This is a genomic window from Stenotrophomonas sp. X (assembly GCF_055721025.1).
In genome coordinates, this window is sequence record NZ_CM146756.1 from 3588372 (window position 1) to 3607137 (window position 18766).

Annotated in this window: 17 protein-coding genes; 12 read left to right on the forward strand and 5 right to left on the reverse strand. The window is 66.9% G+C overall.

Going from position 1 to position 18766, the window contains the following annotated elements:
- Positions 1 to 77 precede the first annotated feature (77 nt).
- Positions 78 to 1136, forward strand: coding sequence for an NAD(P)-dependent alcohol dehydrogenase (locus ACZ75I_RS16495; RefSeq protein ID WP_180867664.1), 1059 nt, complete (start codon positions 78 to 80; stop codon positions 1134 to 1136).
- A 92-nt stretch (positions 1137 to 1228) separates the two neighbouring features.
- On the opposite strand, the gene ACZ75I_RS16500 is transcribed toward ACZ75I_RS16495, so the two are convergent.
- Positions 1229 to 2593 carry a glutamate--cysteine ligase gene (locus ACZ75I_RS16500; RefSeq protein ID WP_061479603.1) on the reverse strand — a complete coding sequence of 455 codons (1365 nt, stop codon included), beginning with the start codon at positions 2591 to 2593 and terminating at the stop codon, positions 1229 to 1231.
- Positions 2594 to 2745: 152 nt separating this feature from the next.
- On the opposite strand from ACZ75I_RS16500, the gene ACZ75I_RS16505 reads away from it, so the two are divergent.
- The 3 genes from ACZ75I_RS16505 to ACZ75I_RS16515 all read left to right on the forward strand — a co-directional run bounded on the left by ACZ75I_RS16505 (position 2746) and on the right by ACZ75I_RS16515 (position 5862).
- Positions 2746 to 3450: a VIT1/CCC1 transporter family protein gene (locus ACZ75I_RS16505; protein ID WP_180867666.1), complete on the forward strand. Its 705-nt coding sequence runs from the start codon at positions 2746 to 2748 to the stop codon at positions 3448 to 3450.
- A complete protein-coding gene (locus ACZ75I_RS16510; RefSeq protein WP_180867668.1) occupies positions 3447 to 4271 on the forward strand; it encodes a helix-turn-helix transcriptional regulator in 825 nt (274 codons plus the stop codon). The genes ACZ75I_RS16505 and ACZ75I_RS16510 overlap by 4 nt, the downstream gene beginning before the upstream one ends.
- Positions 4272 to 4887: 616 nt before the next feature.
- Complete coding sequence (locus ACZ75I_RS16515) at positions 4888 to 5862, forward strand: MBL fold metallo-hydrolase (protein ID WP_134969190.1); 975 nt, start codon at positions 4888 to 4890, stop codon at positions 5860 to 5862.
- Positions 5863 to 5961: 99 nt separating this feature from the next.
- Here the strand turns inward: ACZ75I_RS16515 and yihA are convergent, their stop codons facing one another.
- On the reverse strand, positions 5962 to 6564 hold the full coding sequence (gene yihA / locus ACZ75I_RS16520; protein WP_049414655.1) for a ribosome biogenesis GTP-binding protein YihA/YsxC: 603 nt from the start codon (positions 6562 to 6564) through the stop codon (positions 5962 to 5964).
- 156 nt (positions 6565 to 6720) lie between these two features.
- Here yihA and ACZ75I_RS16525 point away from each other — a divergent pair, with 156 nt between their 5' ends.
- The 4 genes from ACZ75I_RS16525 to ACZ75I_RS16540 all read left to right on the forward strand — a co-directional run bounded on the left by ACZ75I_RS16525 (position 6721) and on the right by ACZ75I_RS16540 (position 10012).
- Entirely contained in the window at positions 6721 to 7521 is an 801-nt protein-coding gene (locus ACZ75I_RS16525) for a c-type cytochrome (RefSeq protein WP_019660638.1), read from the forward strand.
- A 106-nt stretch (positions 7522 to 7627) separates the two neighbouring features.
- Positions 7628 to 8278, forward strand: a complete 651-nt coding sequence (locus ACZ75I_RS16530) for a thiol:disulfide interchange protein DsbA/DsbL (RefSeq protein WP_111176759.1) — start codon at positions 7628 to 7630, stop codon at positions 8276 to 8278.
- A 106-nt stretch (positions 8279 to 8384) separates the two neighbouring features.
- Positions 8385 to 9221: a thiol:disulfide interchange protein DsbA/DsbL gene (locus ACZ75I_RS16535; RefSeq protein ID WP_180867671.1), complete on the forward strand. Its 837-nt coding sequence runs from the start codon at positions 8385 to 8387 to the stop codon at positions 9219 to 9221.
- Between the two features lie 53 nt (positions 9222 to 9274).
- The gene (locus ACZ75I_RS16540) at positions 9275 to 10012 is read left to right on the forward strand and encodes an endonuclease/exonuclease/phosphatase family protein (protein WP_172412138.1); all 738 of its coding nucleotides are present in this window, start codon (positions 9275 to 9277) and stop codon (positions 10010 to 10012) included.
- A 110-nt stretch (positions 10013 to 10122) separates the two neighbouring features.
- Here the strand turns inward: ACZ75I_RS16540 and ACZ75I_RS16545 are convergent, their stop codons facing one another.
- Positions 10123 to 10992 carry an EamA family transporter gene (locus tag ACZ75I_RS16545; RefSeq protein WP_180867674.1) on the reverse strand — a complete coding sequence of 290 codons (870 nt, stop codon included), beginning with the start codon at positions 10990 to 10992 and terminating at the stop codon, positions 10123 to 10125.
- Positions 10993 to 11064: 72 nt separating this feature from the next.
- Between ACZ75I_RS16545 and ACZ75I_RS16550 the strand changes: the two genes are divergently transcribed.
- From ACZ75I_RS16550 to fhuE, 3 genes are all read left to right on the forward strand, one after another.
- Complete coding sequence (locus ACZ75I_RS16550) at positions 11065 to 11547, forward strand: Lrp/AsnC family transcriptional regulator (RefSeq protein ID WP_049414645.1); 483 nt, start codon at positions 11065 to 11067, stop codon at positions 11545 to 11547.
- A gap of 77 nt (positions 11548 to 11624) precedes the next feature.
- A complete protein-coding gene (locus tag ACZ75I_RS16555) occupies positions 11625 to 12176 on the forward strand; it encodes a M23 family metallopeptidase (RefSeq protein WP_072167157.1) in 552 nt (183 codons plus the stop codon).
- A 185-nt stretch (positions 12177 to 12361) separates the two neighbouring features.
- Positions 12362 to 14524, forward strand: coding sequence for a ferric-rhodotorulic acid/ferric-coprogen receptor FhuE (fhuE, locus tag ACZ75I_RS16560; protein ID WP_180867676.1), 2163 nt, complete (start codon positions 12362 to 12364; stop codon positions 14522 to 14524).
- A 132-nt stretch (positions 14525 to 14656) separates the two neighbouring features.
- On the opposite strand, the gene ACZ75I_RS16565 is transcribed toward fhuE, so the two are convergent.
- Positions 14657 to 17467: a TonB-dependent receptor gene (locus tag ACZ75I_RS16565; protein WP_428986740.1), complete on the reverse strand. Its 2811-nt coding sequence runs from the start codon at positions 17465 to 17467 to the stop codon at positions 14657 to 14659.
- 411 nt (positions 17468 to 17878) lie between these two features.
- On the opposite strand from ACZ75I_RS16565, the gene ACZ75I_RS16570 reads away from it, so the two are divergent.
- Positions 17879 to 18202 carry a hypothetical protein gene (locus ACZ75I_RS16570; RefSeq protein ID WP_180867681.1) on the forward strand — a complete coding sequence of 108 codons (324 nt, stop codon included), beginning with the start codon at positions 17879 to 17881 and terminating at the stop codon, positions 18200 to 18202.
- Between the two features lie 27 nt (positions 18203 to 18229).
- Here the strand turns inward: ACZ75I_RS16570 and ACZ75I_RS16575 are convergent, their stop codons facing one another.
- A complete protein-coding gene (locus ACZ75I_RS16575; RefSeq protein ID WP_346477006.1) occupies positions 18230 to 18637 on the reverse strand; it encodes an ExbD/TolR family protein in 408 nt (135 codons plus the stop codon).
- Positions 18638 to 18766: the final 129 nt, after the last annotated feature.

Genomic DNA, 18766 nt, shown 5'->3' on the forward strand with positions numbered 1-18766 from the left:
CGATATCCACGCTTCTTGCCATTGCGAACGCGGCGTATTGTAAAGCGCCTTTCGATAAACCCTGCCAAGGATTCCCCATGTCCCTCGCCCGTGGTTACGCCGCCCATTCCCATACCGCCCCGCTGGTCCCCTATGAGTTCGAACGCCGTGCGGTCGGTCCCAACGACGTGCGCATCGAGATCCTCTACAGCGGCATCTGCCACTCCGACCTGCACCAGGCCCGCGATGACTGGGGTGGCTCGATCTACCCGATGGTGCCGGGCCACGAGATCATCGGCCGCGTCACCGAGGTCGGCAGCAACGTCACCCGCTTCAAGGTCGGCGACCACGCCGGCGTGGGTTGCATGGTCGACTCCTGCCGCCACTGCGACGCCTGCCAGCACGACCTGGAGCAGTACTGCGCCGAGGGCGCGACCTGGACCTACAACGGCCGTGAACGCGAAAGCGGCGCACCGACCTACGGCGGCTATTCCGACCACGTGGTGGTAGAGCAGCGCTTCGTGGTGAAGGTCTCCGATACCCTCGACCTGAAGGCGGCCGCACCGCTGCTGTGCGCCGGGATTACCACGTGGTCGCCGCTGCGCCATTGGAAGGTCGGCCCGGGCCAGAAGGTCGGCGTGATCGGCCTCGGCGGCCTCGGCCACATGGGCGTGAAGTTCGCCAAGGCGCTCGGCGCGCACGTGGTGATGATCACCACCACCCCGGAAAAGGGCGCCGATGCCAAGCGCCTGGGCGCCGATGAGGTGCTGGTCTCGCGCGATGCGGCGCAGATGAAGGCGCACGCCGGCAGCTTCGACTTCCTGCTCAATACCATCCCGGTCAGCCATGACACCAATCCGTACATGGGCCTGCTCAAGCGCGAAGCCACCATGTGCCTGGTGGGCGTGCTGACCGAACTGGACCCGCCGCTGACCGGCGGCAGCGTGATCTTCGGCCGCAAGCACCTGACCGGCTCGGCGATCGGCGGCATGGCCGAAACCCAGGAAATGATGGACTTCTGTGCCGAGCACGGCATCGTCAGCGATGTGGAGATGATCGACATCAGGAACGTCAACGAAGCCTGGGAGCGCATGGCGAAGAACGATGTGCGCTACCGCTTCGTGATCGACATGGCGACGTTGAAGAACGCGGCCTGAGCCAAGACGGATCTGGAAATGAAAAACCCCGGCAATGCCGGGGTTTTTCTTTTGGGTAATGCCGGCCGCTGGCCGGCAACCCCGCATGACGGTCAGTACGCGAACTCGCGGAACACCGGATCGACGTCACCATGCCAGCGGCCATGGAACAGCGCCAGCTTGCGCTCGGCCGGGGTCAGGCCGGATTCGACGATCTCCTGCAGCACGTCCAGGAACTTGCTCTCGTCCTGGCCATCGGCATTGCGCGCCGCACGGCGCTTGAGGCCTTCCACGGAAATCCTGACCGCTTCCCGGGCCAGGTCGCGCACCGTGCCGTTGCGGAACGGCAGGTTCATTGCATGCTTCGGCACGCCGTCACGCAGCGCATGGCGCTCGGCCAGGGTGAAGTCACGCACCAGGTCCCAGGCAGCGTCCAGCGCAGTGTCGTCGTACAGCAGGCCGACCCAGAACGCCGGCAGCGCACACAGGCGGCTCCACGGGCCACCATCGGCGCCGCGCATTTCCAGGTACTTCTTCAGGCGCACTTCCGGGAACGCGGTGGTCATGTGGTCCGACCAGTCGCGCAGGGTCGGCAACGCGCCCGGCAGCACCGGCAGCTTGCCCTGCATGAAGTCGCGGAAACTCTGCCCGCTGGCGTCGTGGTAGGTGCCGTCGCGATAGGAGAAGTACATCGGCACGTCGAGCAGGTAATCGACATAGCGCTCGTAGCCGAATCCATCCTCGAACACGAAGTCGAGCATGCCGGTGCGGTCGGCGTCGGTGTCGGTCCAGATGTGCGAGCGATAGCTCAGGTAGCCGTTCGGCTTGCCTTCGGTGAACGGCGAATCGGCGAACAGCGCGGTGGCGATCGGCTGCAGCGCCAGCGACACGCGGAACTTCTTCACCATGTCCGCTTCGGTGGCGTAGTCCAGGTTCACCTGCACCGTGCAGGTGCGGGTCATCATGTCCAGGCCCAGCGAACCGACCTTGGGCATGTACGAACGCATGATCTTGTAGCGGCCCTTCGGCATCCACGGCATTTCATCGCGCTTCCACTTCGGCTGGAAGCCCATGCCGAGGAAGCCCAGCTGCAGTTCGCCGGCCACCTGCGCCACTTCGTTGAGGTGGGTGCCGGTCTCCACGCAGGTCTGGTGGATGGTCTCCAGCGCCGCACCGGACAGCTCCAGCTGGCCGGCCGGTTCCAGCGTCACCGAGGCCCCATCGCGCAGCAGGGCGATGGTGCGGCCATTCTCCTGTACCGGCTCCCAGCCGAAGCGGACCAGGCCGTTGAGCAGTGCTTCGATGCCGCGCTCCCCCTCGAAGGTCGGCGGGCGCAGGTCATCCAGGCGGAACCCGAACTTCTCGTGCTCGGTGCCGATGCGCCACTGCGCGCGGGGCTTCTCGCCGGAGGCGATCACCTCCACCAGCTGCGAGCGGTCGGTAATGGGGGTATCGGCGACGTGGCTGGGGCTCGACAAGGGGAAGGCTCGCTGGACGGTGGCGGGGGATGTGGGGCTCGCGGCCTTCCATCGCAAGGGCGCACTATAGCGTGGCACCTCGTTGCGTCATGCGACGGTGACGGGTTTCAGCATCCTACCGACGCCCTCTTGACCCTCGTACACTCAACGTCATGAGCCGCCATTCACGACACCCCGAACTGCACCGCTCCGAGCGCGTCGGCTGGCTGCGTGCCGCCGTGCTGGGCGCCAATGATGGCATCGTCTCGGTGGCCGGCCTGGTGGTGGGCGTGGCCGCCGGCGGCGCCTCCGCTACCACCATCCTCGCCACCGGCGTGGCCGGCACCGTGGCCGGCGCGATGTCGATGGCCGCCGGCGAGTACGTCTCGGTACAGACCCAGGCCGACACCGAGGACGCAGACCTGGCAATGGAAAGGCGCGAGCTGCGCGAAAATCCGCACAGCGAGCTGGAGGAGCTGGCCGCGATCTACCGCCACCGCGGCCTGGAGCCTGCGCTGGCACGGCAGGTGGCCGAACAGCTCACCGCCCATGATGCGCTGGGTGCCCACGCCCGCGACGAACTGGGCATCACCGATACCCTGCGCGCCCGCCCGCTGCAGGCAGCGCTGGCCTCGGCCGGTGCGTTCACCTGCGGCGCGGCGCTGCCGGTGCTGACCGCCCTGCTCGCGCCGGTCGACAGGGTCGCACTGATGACCACGGCCAGTACCCTGCTCGGCCTGTGCCTGACCGGCGCGGTGGCGGCCCGGGCCGGGGGCGCACCGCCTGTGCGCGGCGCGATCCGGGTGATGTTCTGGGGCGCGTTGGCGATGGCTGCGGCGGCCGGCGTCGGTCGCCTGTTCGGTGCCCAGGTGTCATGACCGGCATGCTGCCACCGGCCACTGCAGTGCTGGCCGAGATGGCCAGTCTGGCCGGCTGCGGGCGCGCCGAGGGCTACGCCTGCATCACCGCGCGCCGCGAGCATGGCGCAAGTTCGGTAGAGGTTCCGCAGCCGCAGTTCGCGATCCTGCTGGAAGGCCGCAAGCAGGTGCGTACCGCGCACCAGTCGCTGGAGTTCATCCCCGGCGACATCCTGCTGCTGACCCAGCGCTGCCGCATCGATGTGGTCAACACCCCCGACCCACGCAGTGGCCGCTACCTCAGCGCCATCGTGCCGCTGTGTGCCGAAGTGCTGGCGGCCGCACGTACGCTGTGGAGCGGGGAGCTTCCCGCCGCCGGTCATGCGATGGCGCGACTGCCGTTGATCGATCATGGCGTGGTGCTGCGCCAGTGGCGGCAATCGCTGCAGGACGGCCGTTACAGCGAAGCGCGGCTGGCCCTGGCCTCGTTGATACTGACCCTGTGCCGGCAGGGCCACGGCAACCTGCTGCTGCCGCAGGCGCCGAGCCTGGGCGAACAGATCCGCGACCGCATCGCCGCCGAGCCGGCTCGCGACTGGCAATCGCGTGATGTGGAAGCGCTGTTCGCGCTGAGCGGCGCGACCCTGCGCCGTCGGCTCGCCGCCGAGGACACCAGCCTGCGCCAGCTGCTCACCGAGGCCCGGCTGGCGCATGGCATGCAGTTGCTCTACACCACCGACCTGCCGCTGAAGACCGTAGCCGCACGCGCGGGCTACCGGTCTGCGGCCAGTTTCAGCAAGCGCTTCGCCGAGCAGTACGGGCTGGCTCCCACAGATATTTGAGGGGGTTCGGCAGGGCTTGCAGCCCTGCACCTGCAGAGGCAACGGCAACGGCCGAAGCAACAGCAACACCGGGCTATCCGTGGGATGGCAGGGCGGTGCCGGAGTGCGGGGACGCCGCAAGTACGTCCCTGTAGGCTTGGCAGCCGCATCCATGCGGCTGACACCCCGCACTCCGACACCGCCCCACCTTCGACAGGTTCACTCGGCTGTTGGTAGGTGTCGACCTTGGTCGACACATCTGTCAGATATCGAATGAAACTCTGGGGTCAGATCCGTTTTCCTGCGGAAAACGGATCTGACCCCAAGAGCATCTCCAACAGTTCGCGGAAAACTGTCGAAGGCGGGGTGGGTTCGGTTGCGGGGGCGTGAGCGCCATGGATGGCGCGACCGAGCCTACAGGGACGTATTTACGGCGTCCCCCGCAACCGGACCCGCCCCGCCATCCCACGGATAGCCCGCTGTTGCTGTTGCTGTTGCTGTTGCCTCTGCGGGTGCAGGGCGCAGCCCTGCCCCACCCTTCCCTGAGCATTCCACGTAGTGGTTTGAGCGCCGTGCACACGCCGGCCGCGGCACGCTATGCAGCAACGGAATCGCCCGTCGTCCACCGAGAACCGCCATGACCCTGCGTTACCTGCCCCTGCGCACCGCCCTGCTGCTGGCCCTGTCCGCCCTGCCACTGGCCGCGCTGGCCGAAGCCACCTCGCCCGCCCCCACCCAACAGGTACCGGGCGTCTACCACCAGCGCGTCGGCGCCTTGCAGGTCACCGCCCTGTTCGATGGCGTGGTCGCGCTGGGCCGGCAGGAAGTGGTGGACGTGCCGCCCACCCTGGTCAGCCGCCTGTTGGAAGGCCGCTACGTGCCCGAAGACAAGAAGGGCCTGCAGACCGCGATCAACGCCTTCCTGGTGCGCCAGGGCAACCACCTGACCCTGGTCGATACCGGCACCGCGCAGTGCTTCGGCCCCGGCCTGGGCCAGGTGCTGGGCAACCTGCGCGCCTCCGGCGTGGATCCGGCCGAGGTGGACGAGGTGCTGCTGACCCACGCCCATCCGGACCACCTGTGCGGGGTGCTCGATGCGCAGGGCAAGCCGGCCTACCCGAATGCCACGGTGTGGCTGTCCAGGGCCGATGCCGACTACTGGCTCAACCCGGCCAGCGAGGCTTCTGCGCCGAAGGGTGTGCGCTTCGCCTTCCCGCTGGCGCGCAACGCGGTGGCGCCGTACCAGGCCAGTGGCCACCTGCGCACGTTCAACCCCGGCGATGCCCTGCCCGGCGGCGCGGTGGCGATGGACACCCATGGCCACACCCCCGGCCACGTCTCCTACCGGTTCGACAGCCAGGGCCAGTCACTGCTGGTGTGGGGCGACGTGCTGCACTTCCATGCGGTGCAGTTCGCGCACCCGGAGGCCGCGTTCGAGGCCGATTCGGACCGCAAGGCGGCCATCGCCAGCCGTCGCGGGCTGCTGCAGCAGGCCACCGCCAACGGCTGGTGGGTGGCCGGTGCGCACCTGCCGTTCCCCGGCCTGGGCCACGTCCGCAGTGAAGGCCAGGCCTATGCGTGGGTCCCGGCGGAGTATTCGCCGTTGAAATGACCTCGTGTAGCGCCGAGCCCATGCCCGGCTACCACGCGCAGCGTGCCGGGATTCCGCAGCCGAGCGTAGGCTCGGCTCTACAGGAAGGCAGGGAAGGCCTTATTCCAGCCCCAGCCAGCCGCCGATCACGGCGCGGGCTTCGTCCACGCCGGTACGGTCTTCGCCGGAGAACACCTGCACGCTGACGCTGTCACCGTAGGCCGATTGCAGCTCCTTGCGCACCTTCTGCAGGGACTGCATCTGCTGGCTGCGGCTGAGCTTGTCGGCCTTGGTCAGCAGGGCGTGCGCCGGCAGGCCGCGCTGCACGGCATAGGACAGCATCTGCCGGTCGTAGTCCTTCAGCGGATGACGGATGTCCATCACCACCACCAGCCCCTTCAGGGCCTCGCGGGTGCGGAAGTACTTGTCGATGAAGGCCTGCCAGTGCGCCTGCAGGTCCAGCGGCACCTTGGCGTAGCCGTAACCGGGCAGGTCGACCAGATGCGCCTCCGGGGTGACCTGGAAGAACACCAGCTGCTGGGTACGGCCGGGGGTCTTGGAGACACGCGCCAGGGCGTTCTGGCGGGTCAGCGCGTTGAGCGCACTGGACTTGCCGGCGTTGGAGCGGCCGGCGAAGGCCACTTCGGCCCCTTCGTCGGGCGGCAGCTGCCGCACGTTATGGGCCGAAAGGTGGTAACGGGCGCGTTCGATGAGCAATGACATGTGCCTAGGATCGCATGTTGCGGCGCCGCGCGCCCGTGCCGGCGGCCTTTGCGGGCATTTTGCTGCACTGCTGCGTTGACCGTGCGCGGAAACGGCGTTGATAATCCGAACGATGCCGGCGGCCACCGCCCGGCCCGGTCCATACGGAGCTTCAGCATGCGCCACGCTCGCGTTCTTGCCGTATCCGCCCTTGCCACTGCTGTAGTCGTTGCCGCTGCTGCGTTCGCGCAGACCACGTTGACCCCGCTACCCGACAATGGGCCAATCAATACCGCCTCGCTGGAGGTGGATTTCAGCAAGACCCACTGGGGCGATGCCAAGGCCGGCCAGGCCAAGGCCTCGGCCTGCGCGGCCTGTCATGGCGTCGACGGCAATTCCACGGTGGAGATGTATCCGTCCATTGCCGGCCAGAGCGAACGCTACGTGGCCCAGCAGATGGCCCTGATCGCCAATGGCCAGCGCAGTTCCGGCGCGGCAGTGGCGATGGTGCCGTTCGTGCAGAACCTCACCCCGCAGGACATGCGTGATATCGGCGCCTACTTCGCCACGCAGAAAGCCAACGCCGGCATCGCCGATGACACGGCGGTCACCGAGGGCCCCTACAAGGGCATGAAGTTCTACGAGATCGGCCAGCAGCTGTACCGCGGCGGCGATGCCAAGCGTGGCCTGCCGGCCTGCATGGCCTGCCATGGCCCCAGCGGTGCCGGCAATCCCGGCCCGGCCTATCCGCATCTCGGTGGCCAGCACGCCAGCTATGTCGCGCGCCGCCTGCAGGAGTACCAGGCCGGCCAGACCAACGAGACCGACAAGGCGCACTTCCAGATCATGGCCACGGTCGCGCAGAAGCTCAGCGAGCAGGAGGTGCAGGCGCTGTCGAGCTACCTGCAGGGCCTGCACAACAAGGCCGACGATGTGGCCGCCGCGGCCACGCCAACACAACCGGCTGCCGCCCCCTGACCACCACTGGTCGGCCCGGGCCGCGACGCCGGCCCACGGCTGCGGTATGTTTCCTTCACGCCGGCGGCTGCGCCGGCGTTGCTTTTTTCAACGGAGATGCGTGTCGATGAGGTTGATTTCCCGCCTGCTGTTGTCCGTGCTGGTGCTGCTGCCGCTGGCAGCCTGCGCCGCCACTCCCGCCAATGCCCCGCTGGTCGAGGGCAAAGACTACGAGCGCATTGCCCAGCCGGGCCCGTTCCAGCCGCTGGCCGGCAAGATCGAGGTGGTCGAAGTCTTCGGCTACACCTGCCCGCACTGCGCCCATTTCGAACCGCAGCTGGAAGCCTGGGCGGCCAAGCTGCCGGCCGACGTGCGCTTCACCCCGGTCCCGGCGGCCTTCGGCGGTGCCTGGGATGCCTGGGCCCTGGCCTACTACGCCGCCGACGAAGTCGGCGTGGCCAAGCGCAGCCATGCCGCCGTGTTCAAGGCCCTGCACGAGCAGGGGTCGCTGCCGATGCAGAACGTCTCGGCCGATGAGCTCGCCACCTTCTACAAGGCCTACGGCGTGACCCCGGACCGCTACATCCAGGCCCTGCGCGGCGATGCCGTGCAGAAGAAGGTCGACGCCGCGCGGGCGTTCGCCCAGCGCACCAAGATTCCGGGCACCCCGGCCATCATCATCAACGGCCAGTACCTGGTGCGCGGCAACAGCTTCGACGACCAGCTGCGCATTGCCTCGGCGCTGATCGCGCAGGCGCGCGCCGCCCGCGGCCGCTGAACCAACACCCACCACCGACACGGCGTTGTCGCCGCCGCATGTCATCATTTCCCCTTGGCCGGCGCCTGCCGCCGGCCCCACCTTTCCAGATGCTGGAGACGTTTCCATGAAGATCCGTTACGCCCTCGCCCTCGCAGCGCTGCTGCCGATCCTGGCCGCCTGCAAGGCCGACGACGGCAGCACCAACACCACCGCAGCCCCGGCCGAACCGGCAGCCCCCCCGGCAGCCAGCACCGAACCGGCTGCTGCGCCGGCAGCGGGCAGCGAAGGCGCCGCGCCGGCTGCCGCTGAAGGCGAGAAGGCCCCGGCCGAAGCGGCGCCGGCCGCCGCACCGGCCCCGACCACCGCCGCACTGACCGGCCCGGCTCCGGTGGAAGGTGCCGACTACCAGGTGATCCCGAACGGCCAGCCGTTCCAGCCGGCCGCCGGCAAGATCGAAGTGACCGAGATCTTCGGCTACGTCTGCCCGGCCTGCGCCGCGTTCCAGCCGCTGGTCGGCCCGTGGAAGGCCGGCCTGCCCAGCGACGTGAACTTCGTCTACGTGCCGGCCATGTTCGGCGGCACCTGGGATGACTACGCGCGTGCCTTCTACGCCGCGCAGACCCTGGGCGTGCAGGAGAAGACCCACGAAGCGCTGTACGCCGCCATCCACTCGCAGAAGACCCTGAAGGGCGAGCGCGGCCGTGACTCGGTGGAAGACATCGCCAAGTTCTACGCCGCCTACGGCGTCGATCCGAAGCAGTTCGCGGCCACCATGGGCAGCTTCGCGGTGAATGCCAAGACCAACTCGGCCAAGCAGTTCGCCCAGCGCAGCCAGATCAGCGGCACCCCGTCGATCATCGTCAACGGCAAGTACCTGGTGAAGGGCAAGAGCTTCCCGGACATGCTGCGCATCGCCGATCACCTGATCGCCCGCGAACGCGGTGCGGCCCAGGCTCACTGATCCAAGAGAAGCATTTCCCGGCCGTGAATTCCCCCCGTACACGGACCCTGCGCTTGCTGACGGCCAACATCCAGGCCGGCTCAAGTACCCGCCGTTACAGCGACTATGTGACCCGCAGCTGGTCACATGCGCTGCCGGCGGGTCGCAAGCGCAGCAGCCTGGACGCGATCGCCACCTTGGCGCGCGAACATGACATCGTCGGCCTGCAGGAGGCCGACCCGGGCAGCCTGCGCTCGGGCTTCACCAACCAGACCCATTACCTGGCCCAGCGCGCTGGCTTCAACTACTGGAGCCACCAGCCAAACCGGCGCATGGGCGGGGTCGCCTCCAGCGCCAATGGCCTGCTGAGCAAGCTCGAACCGGTGGAAGTGCAGGACCACGCCCTGCCCGGCCGCATCGGCGGGCGCGGCGTGCTGCTGGCCAAGTTCGGCGACGGTACCGACGGCCTGGCGGTGGCGGTGGCGCATCTGTCATTGGGCGCGGGATCGCGGATGTCGCAGCTGGGCTTCATCGCCGAACTGCTGTCCGACCATCCCAACGCGGTGCTGATGGGCGACTTCAACTGCCTGGCAGAACGCCCGGAAATGCAGGTGCTGTACCAGAAGACCCGGCTGCAGCCGCCCGGCTGCATCGTGCCGACCTTCCCCAGCTGGCGCCCCGACCGCGCCATCGACCACATCCTGGTCAGCAGTGGCCTGCAGACCCGCACCGTGGAAGCCATACCGGCCGCGTTCTCCGATCACCTCGCGCTGGCGATGCAGATCGACGTCCCGGCCGACGCCCTGCGCTGAACCGCCCCCCTGGTAGGTGCGGACCGTTGGTCCGCACGCTTCGCGCCTGCCGCCGCCTGGCGCCCCCTAAATCAGGGCATGAACGACTTAATCCCCTCCGTCCCCTTTTTTCAGGCGGTGGCCGACGCCTTCAACCCCCGCGCAGTCATCGTGCTGCCCACCGAAGCCAGCACCGTGCAGCCGATCGCCAGCCACTGCAATCCATGCAGGTGCTCGTGCAGCAGCAGCATCGCCCACAGCGCGGCCACCGCCGGCTCCATGCTGATCAGGATGCCGAAGGTCTCCTTAGGCAGGCGCTTGAGCGCCATCATCTCCAGCGACATCGGGATCGCACTGGACACCAGCGCCACCAGCAGGCCGGCTGCCAGGATCTTCGGATCGAGCAGCGCGGTGCCGGCATGCACCACGCCCACCGGTACCACCACCAGCGATGCCGCCAGCAGCCCCAGCGACACCGAATGCCCGGCGTGCAGGTGGCCGGCACGCTTGCCGAACACGATGTACAGGCCCCAGCACGCCGCTGCGCCCATGGCATACAGCACGCCGGCCGGATCCAGTGCCGGCCCGCCGCCGATCGGCAGCAGCAGCAACAGCCCCACCGCCGCGCACCCCACCCAGAGGAAGTCGATGGGGCGTCGTGATGACAGCATCGCTACCGTCAGCGGCCCGGTAAATTCGATGGCCACCGCAATGCCGAAGGGAATCGTGCGCAGGGCCATGTAGAACAGCAGGTTCATCAGGCCCAGGGTGAGCCCGTAGCGCAGGAGGGTGATGGCATCCACGCGGCGGGTCTTCCAGCGCCATGGCCGCCAGAACAGCAGCAGCAACAGCGCCGAGAAGCCCACGCGCAGCGCACTGGTGCCCTGGGCGCCGATCAGCGGGAACAGGTGTTTGGCGTAGGAGGTTCCGATGGCCAGCGAGGTGACCGAGCCGAGCACCGCCAGCGCCGGCAACATCGGCGCGAGTCGTGAGGTCTGCATGGGCAAAGTCTATTGCGCCGGCGCCGAGCACTTGGCTCAATTGACAGTCCGTTCGTGCAACTTCTGCTCGCCATGGCCACCGCCCCCGTGCTCGACAGCTTCGACCGCGCCATCCTCGACCTGCTGCAGCGGGACAACACCCTGCCGCAGCGCGAGATCGCCGAGGCCGTGCACCTGTCCACCCCGGCCGTGCAGCGCCGCATCAAGCGGCTGCAGGACAGCGGCGTGATCGCGGCCAATGTGGCGGTGGTTGCCGCAGCCAAGGTCGGGCGGCCACTGACCATCATCGTCGAGGTGCGCGTGGTCAGCGAGCTGCGTGAACGCGTAGCGCCGTTCAAGCGCCGCGTGCAGGACGACCCGGCCGTGCAGCAGTGCTACTCGATCACCGGCGATGGCGATTTCCTGCTGCTGCTTTCGGCCGCGTCGATGGAGGAGTACGAAGCGATCACCGAGCGCCTGTTCGGTGGCGATGACAACATCGAGCGCTTCCGCACCTCGGTGGCACTGGGAACGTTGAAGCGCAGTTTCGAAGTGCCGCTGGCCCCGGTTCTGTAGCGCTGAGCCATGCTCGACTGCGCTTTGACCACAAAGTAACAGCCGCCGAGCATGGCTCGGCGCTACAGTCGGAGACCATGAACACACCGCCCTCCCCCGCCCGTCGCCTGCGCCGCTGGCTGCTGCGCGGCCTGTGGCTGGTCATCGCGATCGTTGCCGCGATGGCGCTGTGGAACAGCCCATGGGCTGCTGCACCGAAACTGCTGTGGACACTCTCGCGGATGCCTCCGGCCACCGAGCTTCCGGTGCCGGTGGAAGGCGTGCGGCCCCGCCAGATCGCCGATACGTTCGGCGCTCCGCGCGGCCGTGACCGTTCCCACGCCGGCATCGACATCTTCGCCAGGCGCGGCACCCCGGTGCGCAGTGCCACCGCCGGCGTCGTCGTGGATGTCAGCGACCGCGGCCTCGGTGGCCGCCAGGTGTGGGTGATCGGGCCCGGGCGCGAGCGCTACTACTACGCCCATCTGGACGACTGGGCCGAGGGCCTGGCGCGCGGCCAGGTGGTCCAGGCCGGCGACCTTCTCGGCCACGTCGGCGACAGCGGCAACGCCAAGGGTACGCCGCCGCACCTGCACTGGGGCATCTACGGCGCCGACGGCGCCCGCGATCCACTGCCGCTGCTGCGCTGAACGCCGTGTGCTGCGTCGAGTCCTGCGTGAGCGCCTTCCGCGTTCATGATTTGTAAATAGGAATAGTTCGTATTACCATTTATTTCGTTTCCGGTGGTGCCAGGACGGCCTGCCCGCCCGTTTCCCACCCGTAGCGCCTCGCCTTCTGGATGCTGGCCGAGCGCGCGTGCTCGTCCAGGACCCCCATGAACCGTTCCGCCTTCCGTATCCCGCAGCCGCAACGGCTGTCCGTTGCCGTGCTCGCTGCACTCTGCGCCGTGGCCCCGGCCGCCTTCGCCGACACCGCCGCCGACCCGACCACGCTCGACAAAGTGGTGGTCAAGGGCGAACGCGCCGAAGGCTATTCGGTGCGCCGCACCTCGGCCGGTACCCGCTTCGACCTGGCGCCGCGCGAGATCCCGCAGTCGCTCAGCATCATCAGCCACCAGCGCATCGAAGATCAGAACCTGGACGACATCATCGACGTGCTGGCCAACACCACCGGCGTCAGCAGCACCCAGTCCGACAGCGAGCGCACCGAGTTCTATTCGCGTGGCTTCTACATCGACAGCTACCAGTTCGATGGCCTGCCGACGCAGATGGTGCAGAACTGGAGCTACGGCGATTCCGGCCTGGACCTGGCGCTGTATGACCGCGTGGAAGTGGTGCGTGGCGCCACCGGCCTGCTGACCGGTGCCGGCAACCCGTCGGCGTCGGTGAACCTGGTGCGCAAGCACGCCGACAGCGCCGAACTGACCGGCAGCGTCTCGGTGAACGTCGGCAGCTGGGGCCGCACCCGCAGCACCGTGGACGTGACCACCCCGCTGAACAAGAGCGGTTCGGTGCGCGCCCGCGTGATCGGCAGCTACCTGGACACCGACGCGCAGATGGACCGCTACAACCAGCACAAGACGCTGGGCTACGCCGTCATCGACGCCGACCTGACCCCGGACACCCAGCTGAGCGTGGGCTACGACTACCAGCAGAAGCGCGCCAACGGCGCCACCTGGGGTGGTTTCCCGATGCTGTTCTCCGATGGAACCAGCACCGGCTACGACGAATCGTTCAATCCGAACCCGAGCTGGACCTACTGGGACACCACCAGCAAGCGCGCGTTCGCCACGTTGGAACACGCCTTCAACGATGACTGGAAAGTCCGCATCGGCGCCACCCACGACGAAACCAAGGCCGACGACAAGCTGTTCTACCCGGCCTACAACGACTGGGTCACCGGCGCTTCGTTCTTCGACAAGAACACCGGTGCCGGCATTTCGCCGTCGGCCGGCTTCTACAACACCGAACGCAAGGTCAATGCGGTGGACGGCTACTTCAGTGGCGCGTTCGAGCTGTTTGGCCTGAAGCACGAAGTGATGGGCGGCCTGAGCTACAACAAGCGCGAGTACGCCAACTACGGCGACTACCAGATCGGCGGCGCCGGCCTCGCCTGGGACCCCTTCTCCAGCTACCTGAACTGGAACGGCAACATCAGCGAACCGAACTGGAATCCGCTGGCCCTGGCCAGCGAAGGCACCATCACCCAGAAGGCCGCCTATGCTGCAGCACGCCTGTCGCTGGCTGATCCGCTGAAGTTGATCGTGGGCGCGCGCTACACCGACTGGAAGAGCGAAGGCGAAGGCGCCGACCGTTCGCACAAAGTCACCACCCCTTATGCGGGCCTGGTGTTCGACATCAATGACACCTACTCCACCTATGCCTCGTACACCGAGATCTTCCAGCCGCAGATGCTGAAGGACCGCAACGGCAGCTACCTGGACCCGGTGGACGGCAAGAGCTACGAAGTGGGCGTGAAGGGTGCCTGGTTCGACAACCGACTGAATGCCTCGGTGGCGGTGTTCCGCATCGAGCAGGACAACGTCGGCCAGTCCACCAGCGAGCCGGTCATCGGCGGCACCGGCGGCGAAACGGCCTACGTGGCCGCGCGCGGCACCGTCAGCCGTGGCTTCGAGTTCGAAGTGAACGGCGAACTGGCACCCGGCTGGAACGCGACTTTCGGTGCTTCGCGCTATGTTGCCAAGGACATCAACGGCGCCGACATCAACACCAACCTGCCGCAGACCGCACTGAAGCTGTTCACCAGCTACACCCCGCAGTCGCTGCAGGCACTGACCGTCGGCGGCGGCGCCAACTGGCAGAACCGCATCTACTACGCGGTGCCGGCTTACGGCCGCATCGAACAGAGCGGCTACGCCCTGGTCAGCGCCTTCGTGCGTTACCGCCTGTCGCCGGAATGGAGCGTGCAGGCCAACCTGAACAATCTGCTGGACAAGAAGTACTTCTCGCAGATCAACGGCTACGGTGCGTACGGCGATGGCCGCAATGGCTCGCTGACGTTCACCTGGGCGTTCTGATCAGACGCGGGGTACGACCACCCCGCACCTGTAGAGCCGAGCCCATGCTCGGCTCAGAGAATCAGCCGAGCGCTGGCTCGGCCCTACATCCGCAAGGCAGCGCCGGAACTGACCGGCGCTGCCACCCTCACATCAGAACCGCAGGTCCGCGCGCAGGTACCAGTAACGGCCACGCGGGATGTCGTAGGTCGAGGCGTCATACCCGTTCAACGAGCACGACAGGCAGATCGGCGGATCCTTGTCGAACACATTGTTCAGGCCCGCGGTCAGCTGCAGCCCCTTCATCCAGTCGATCTTGTAGCCCACCTGCATGTCGTGGAAGGTGGTGGCCGAGAGCGTGTTGGTGCCGTCGGCCTGGTTGCTGCACACCGGGAATGCCACGGCATCGCCGCAGTTCTCGGTCAGCTCGGAGATGTGCCGCACCGTCCAGTTCGCACTCCAGCGATCCATCGTCCAGGCGATGCTGGCGTTGCTGGTCCACTCCGGAATGGAGCTGTCGGCCACTTCCACGCCCGGCTTCTGCGGCTGCTTCTGCCCGGCCGCGCCGGTGGCTTCGTAACGACCGACGAACGTGTTCTTCCAGGCCAGCTTGAACTGGCCGAAGGAGGTCTGCGGCAACGTCCAGAACAGGTCCACGTCCCAGCCGTCGGTCTTGATCGAGCCCAGATTGGTCAGGCGGTTGTTGAAGCTGCTGACCGCACCGGTGCTGGCGCGGGTGATGCCATCGCAGTACACCGGGTCGAGCGTGTCCACGCACAGGTCCAGCTGGGTCTGCGCGTTGATGGCCTGGATCGCACCATCGATGGCGTGGCGGTAGAAGGTCACCTCCACATCGAAGCGCTCCGACCACGACGCGTTGTTGCCGAACCACGGGCTCCACACGAAGCCAGTGCTGAAGCTGCGCGAGCGCTCCGGTTCCAGATCACGATTGCCGCCGGTGGTCACCGAGATCTGCGAGTTGGCCTGCTGGAAGCCGGCCGGCACGCCCAGCGCGGCACAATTGGCGGCACTGCCACGTGGCGGCGTACCGCCCAGGCCCACCGAGCACGGATCGAACAGCTGCAGGTCCGCGCGCGCAGCCGAACCGTACAGCTCACCGATCGACGGCGCGCGGAAGCCCTCGGCATAGGTGGTGCGCAGCACGAAGTCATCGGTCACCTGCCAGCGCAGGCCGTACTTGGGCGTGAACTCGCCACCGAAAGTGGAGTAGTCCGAATAGCGGCCGGCCAGGCTCAGGTCCAGCTTCTTGCCGAACGAGGAGTCGGCGAAGATCGGCACGCTCAACTCCAGGTAGGCCTCGTTGACGTCGTAGGAACCGGAGGTCGGCTGCGACGGCACGCCGTTGTAGTGGCCGATCACCGTCAGCGGATCCGGCTGGTACCAGCCCTCGTACTTGCGGTACTCAAAACCGGTGGCGAAGGACACCGGGCCGGCCGGCAGCGAGAACAGCTCGCTGGACAGGTTGGCGGTGAACAGGCTCAGCTCGTTCTGGCTGCGGTCGTGCACCACCGGCTGGATCCACTTCAGCATGTCCGGGGTGATCGAACCGACGCCACCGAAGATGTTCAACGGCACGCAGCCCGGGGTAGCCGCGCACACCGCCGGGTCACCCAGCGCCATGTTGACGTTGTAGATGTTGTAGCTGCCGTAGTTGGTCTGTTCGGCCTTGTTCTTGCTGTACATGCCGTTGACGTCCCAATACCAGCTACGGTCGGCCGCCTGGAAGTTGCCGACCAGGCCGGTGGCCACGTAGGTCGTGTTGACCTCCTGCTTGAACACGCGCGCACCGCCTTCCACAGGGCGACGGCCGATCAGGCTCATGTTGCCCGAGGACACCAGGTCGAAGCCGAACGGGTTGTACGGATTCAGGCGCGAGACCACGATGTTGTCGGCCAACGGATTGCCGGTGGCGCCATCGGGGCCGAAAAACAGCGGCTCGGGGCCGGCCTGGTTGGTCGACTCGCGGCGGTTGCCCAGTGCCTTGATGTACCACTGCACGTTGTCAGTGATGTCGAAGCGGAACTGGCCGAACAGGCCTTTGCGCTCGGACGGCGTGAGCACCATGTTGTATTCGGCGAAGTTGAAGCGGTCGGCGCTGGTGAAGCAGTGGTAGTCATCGCTGCGGTTGCAGCCGGCGCTGCCGTCATAGCGCGGGTTGGGCACGCCGCTGTTGGGCACGATGTCCTGCTCGGCGCCGGTGTTGGGGTCGACGAAGGCGAAGCGGCCCTGCGGAATGCCGCCGCTGCCGAAGGCCAGGCCGGTGCCCGGAATCGGGAAGCGTGACTGCTCGCGATCCTTAGCGAATACCGGGTCCTGCTTGGTCCAGCTGGCGCCCAGGAACAGGCTGAAGCGATCACCGCTCTTGCCCCACGCCAAGTCCACGCCCTTCTGGGTGCCGTCACCCTTGCTGTACTCACCATAGTTCAGGGTCACCTGGCCGCCATCGAAGTCGCGGCGGGTGATGATGTTGACCACGCCGGCGATGGCATCGGAGCCGTACAGCGACGACGCGCCGTCTTCCAGCACCTCGATGCGTTCGACGATGGCCAGCGGAATGGTGTTGAGGTCGGTGGCCGCACCGACGCCCGATGCGGACGACTCGTTGACCCAGCGGATGCCGTCAACCAGCACCAGCACGCGCTTGGCACCCAGGTGGCGCAGATCGACCTGCGCCGAGCCGGCACCCACGCCACTGCCATCGGGCGGGAAACCGAAGTTGCCGGACGAGTTGAACTTGGCGTTGAGCGCGGAGCCGGATCCGGTGAGCTGCTGCAGCACTTCGCCGATCGAGGTCAGGCCGGTGCGTTCGATGTCGCCACGGGTCAGGGTCTGGATCGGGACCTGGCCTTCGACTTCAGCGCGCTTGATGCGGGTACCGGTCACTTCCACCGCGTCCAGGTTGGTGGTGGATTGTGCAGCGGCACCCAACGGGGCCAGGGCCATCACGCACAGCGCGACGGCAACCGCCAACGGGCGGTGGTGCAGGTGATTCATTCGCTCTCTCTCCAAAGGAATGTCGGGACATGGACTGCCGCGCTCCCCCTGCATGGCGGCAGCGTCTCCTTTGTAAACAAGCGGTAAAAATCACGGCGTGACGATCGACACTCTTTCACGCGGAATTGACGCAATTGCATGACATTTGCGTCAGATGAGTGCCGTTTAGAACCGGACGGTAATGTTCCGCCGCCTTCGCTTTGATGCTGGCCGCGACAGCGCGCGCCGGGAACTGCCGCGCGCATGAAAGTGCCTTTGCCGAACCATTTCAGGAATAGTTTGAAATTCCTTCATTCAGAAGGCCCGGTTGATCGACCCGGTGCAAACTCGCATCTCCAGCCATTCGCGGGAGGATCGATCATGAAAGCACTGACTGCCGTGCCGAGCGTCATGATGGTGATCACGCTGCTTCTTCCTCTGGCAGGTGAATCGAGGGCAGGCGGCGTGCTCGAGTGCAACAACTGCCTCTCTCCCAGCGATGCGGCCTCGGCCTCAGGAGAGGGGTTGACGGTTGTGGTGGATTTCGAGAGAGCCGAGTTGTCCGCTTTCAACGTTGAACATGACCCTCAGACCAGAAGGTGGCTAGCACATCCGACCCCGGTTCCGGCGCAGATTGAAATGGCTTTTCTGCGGATCCTGGATGCGACGCTGTCAGCAGGGCAAGCGCCGCTCATGCAGCAATAACCGCATGAGCGGCAGTGAGACAACGCTCTATCGCACGAAGGCAATCCGCGCCATGCCGGTCGCCTCGGCCGCAGCCAATATCCTCGCCATACCTTCGTATTCGGCCGCGGGATCGGTGGCGATGCGAAGCTCCGGCAGGTTGCCGGCATGTTCACCGGCCTGCGCCTGCAGGCGCGCCTGCAGCTCGCCGATCGCCATCGGCTGGCCATTCCAGCTGAGCTGGTTGGCAGCGTCCAGGCGCAGCTCGATCGGCGGCGGCGGTTCAAGACGGTCGACCACCCGATCGGTGGCCTGCGGCAACTGCACCGCAATCGGCCGGGCCACGATGGGCGCGGTCACAATGAAGATGATCAACAGCACCAGCATCACATCCACCAGTGGCGTGACATTGATGTCCGCCAGCGGGCCGCTTCTTCCTGCGCTACTGAACGCCATGTGCCGCTCCCTGCAGCCGGGCCGTTCGCCCAAGGCCGACGTTACGACGCCTGCGACCCCGTGCGGCAGGGGCCTGCGCTGATTCATTCAGCTGTCGTTGCCGACGCCGGGCGTGCACGCAATGCGAAA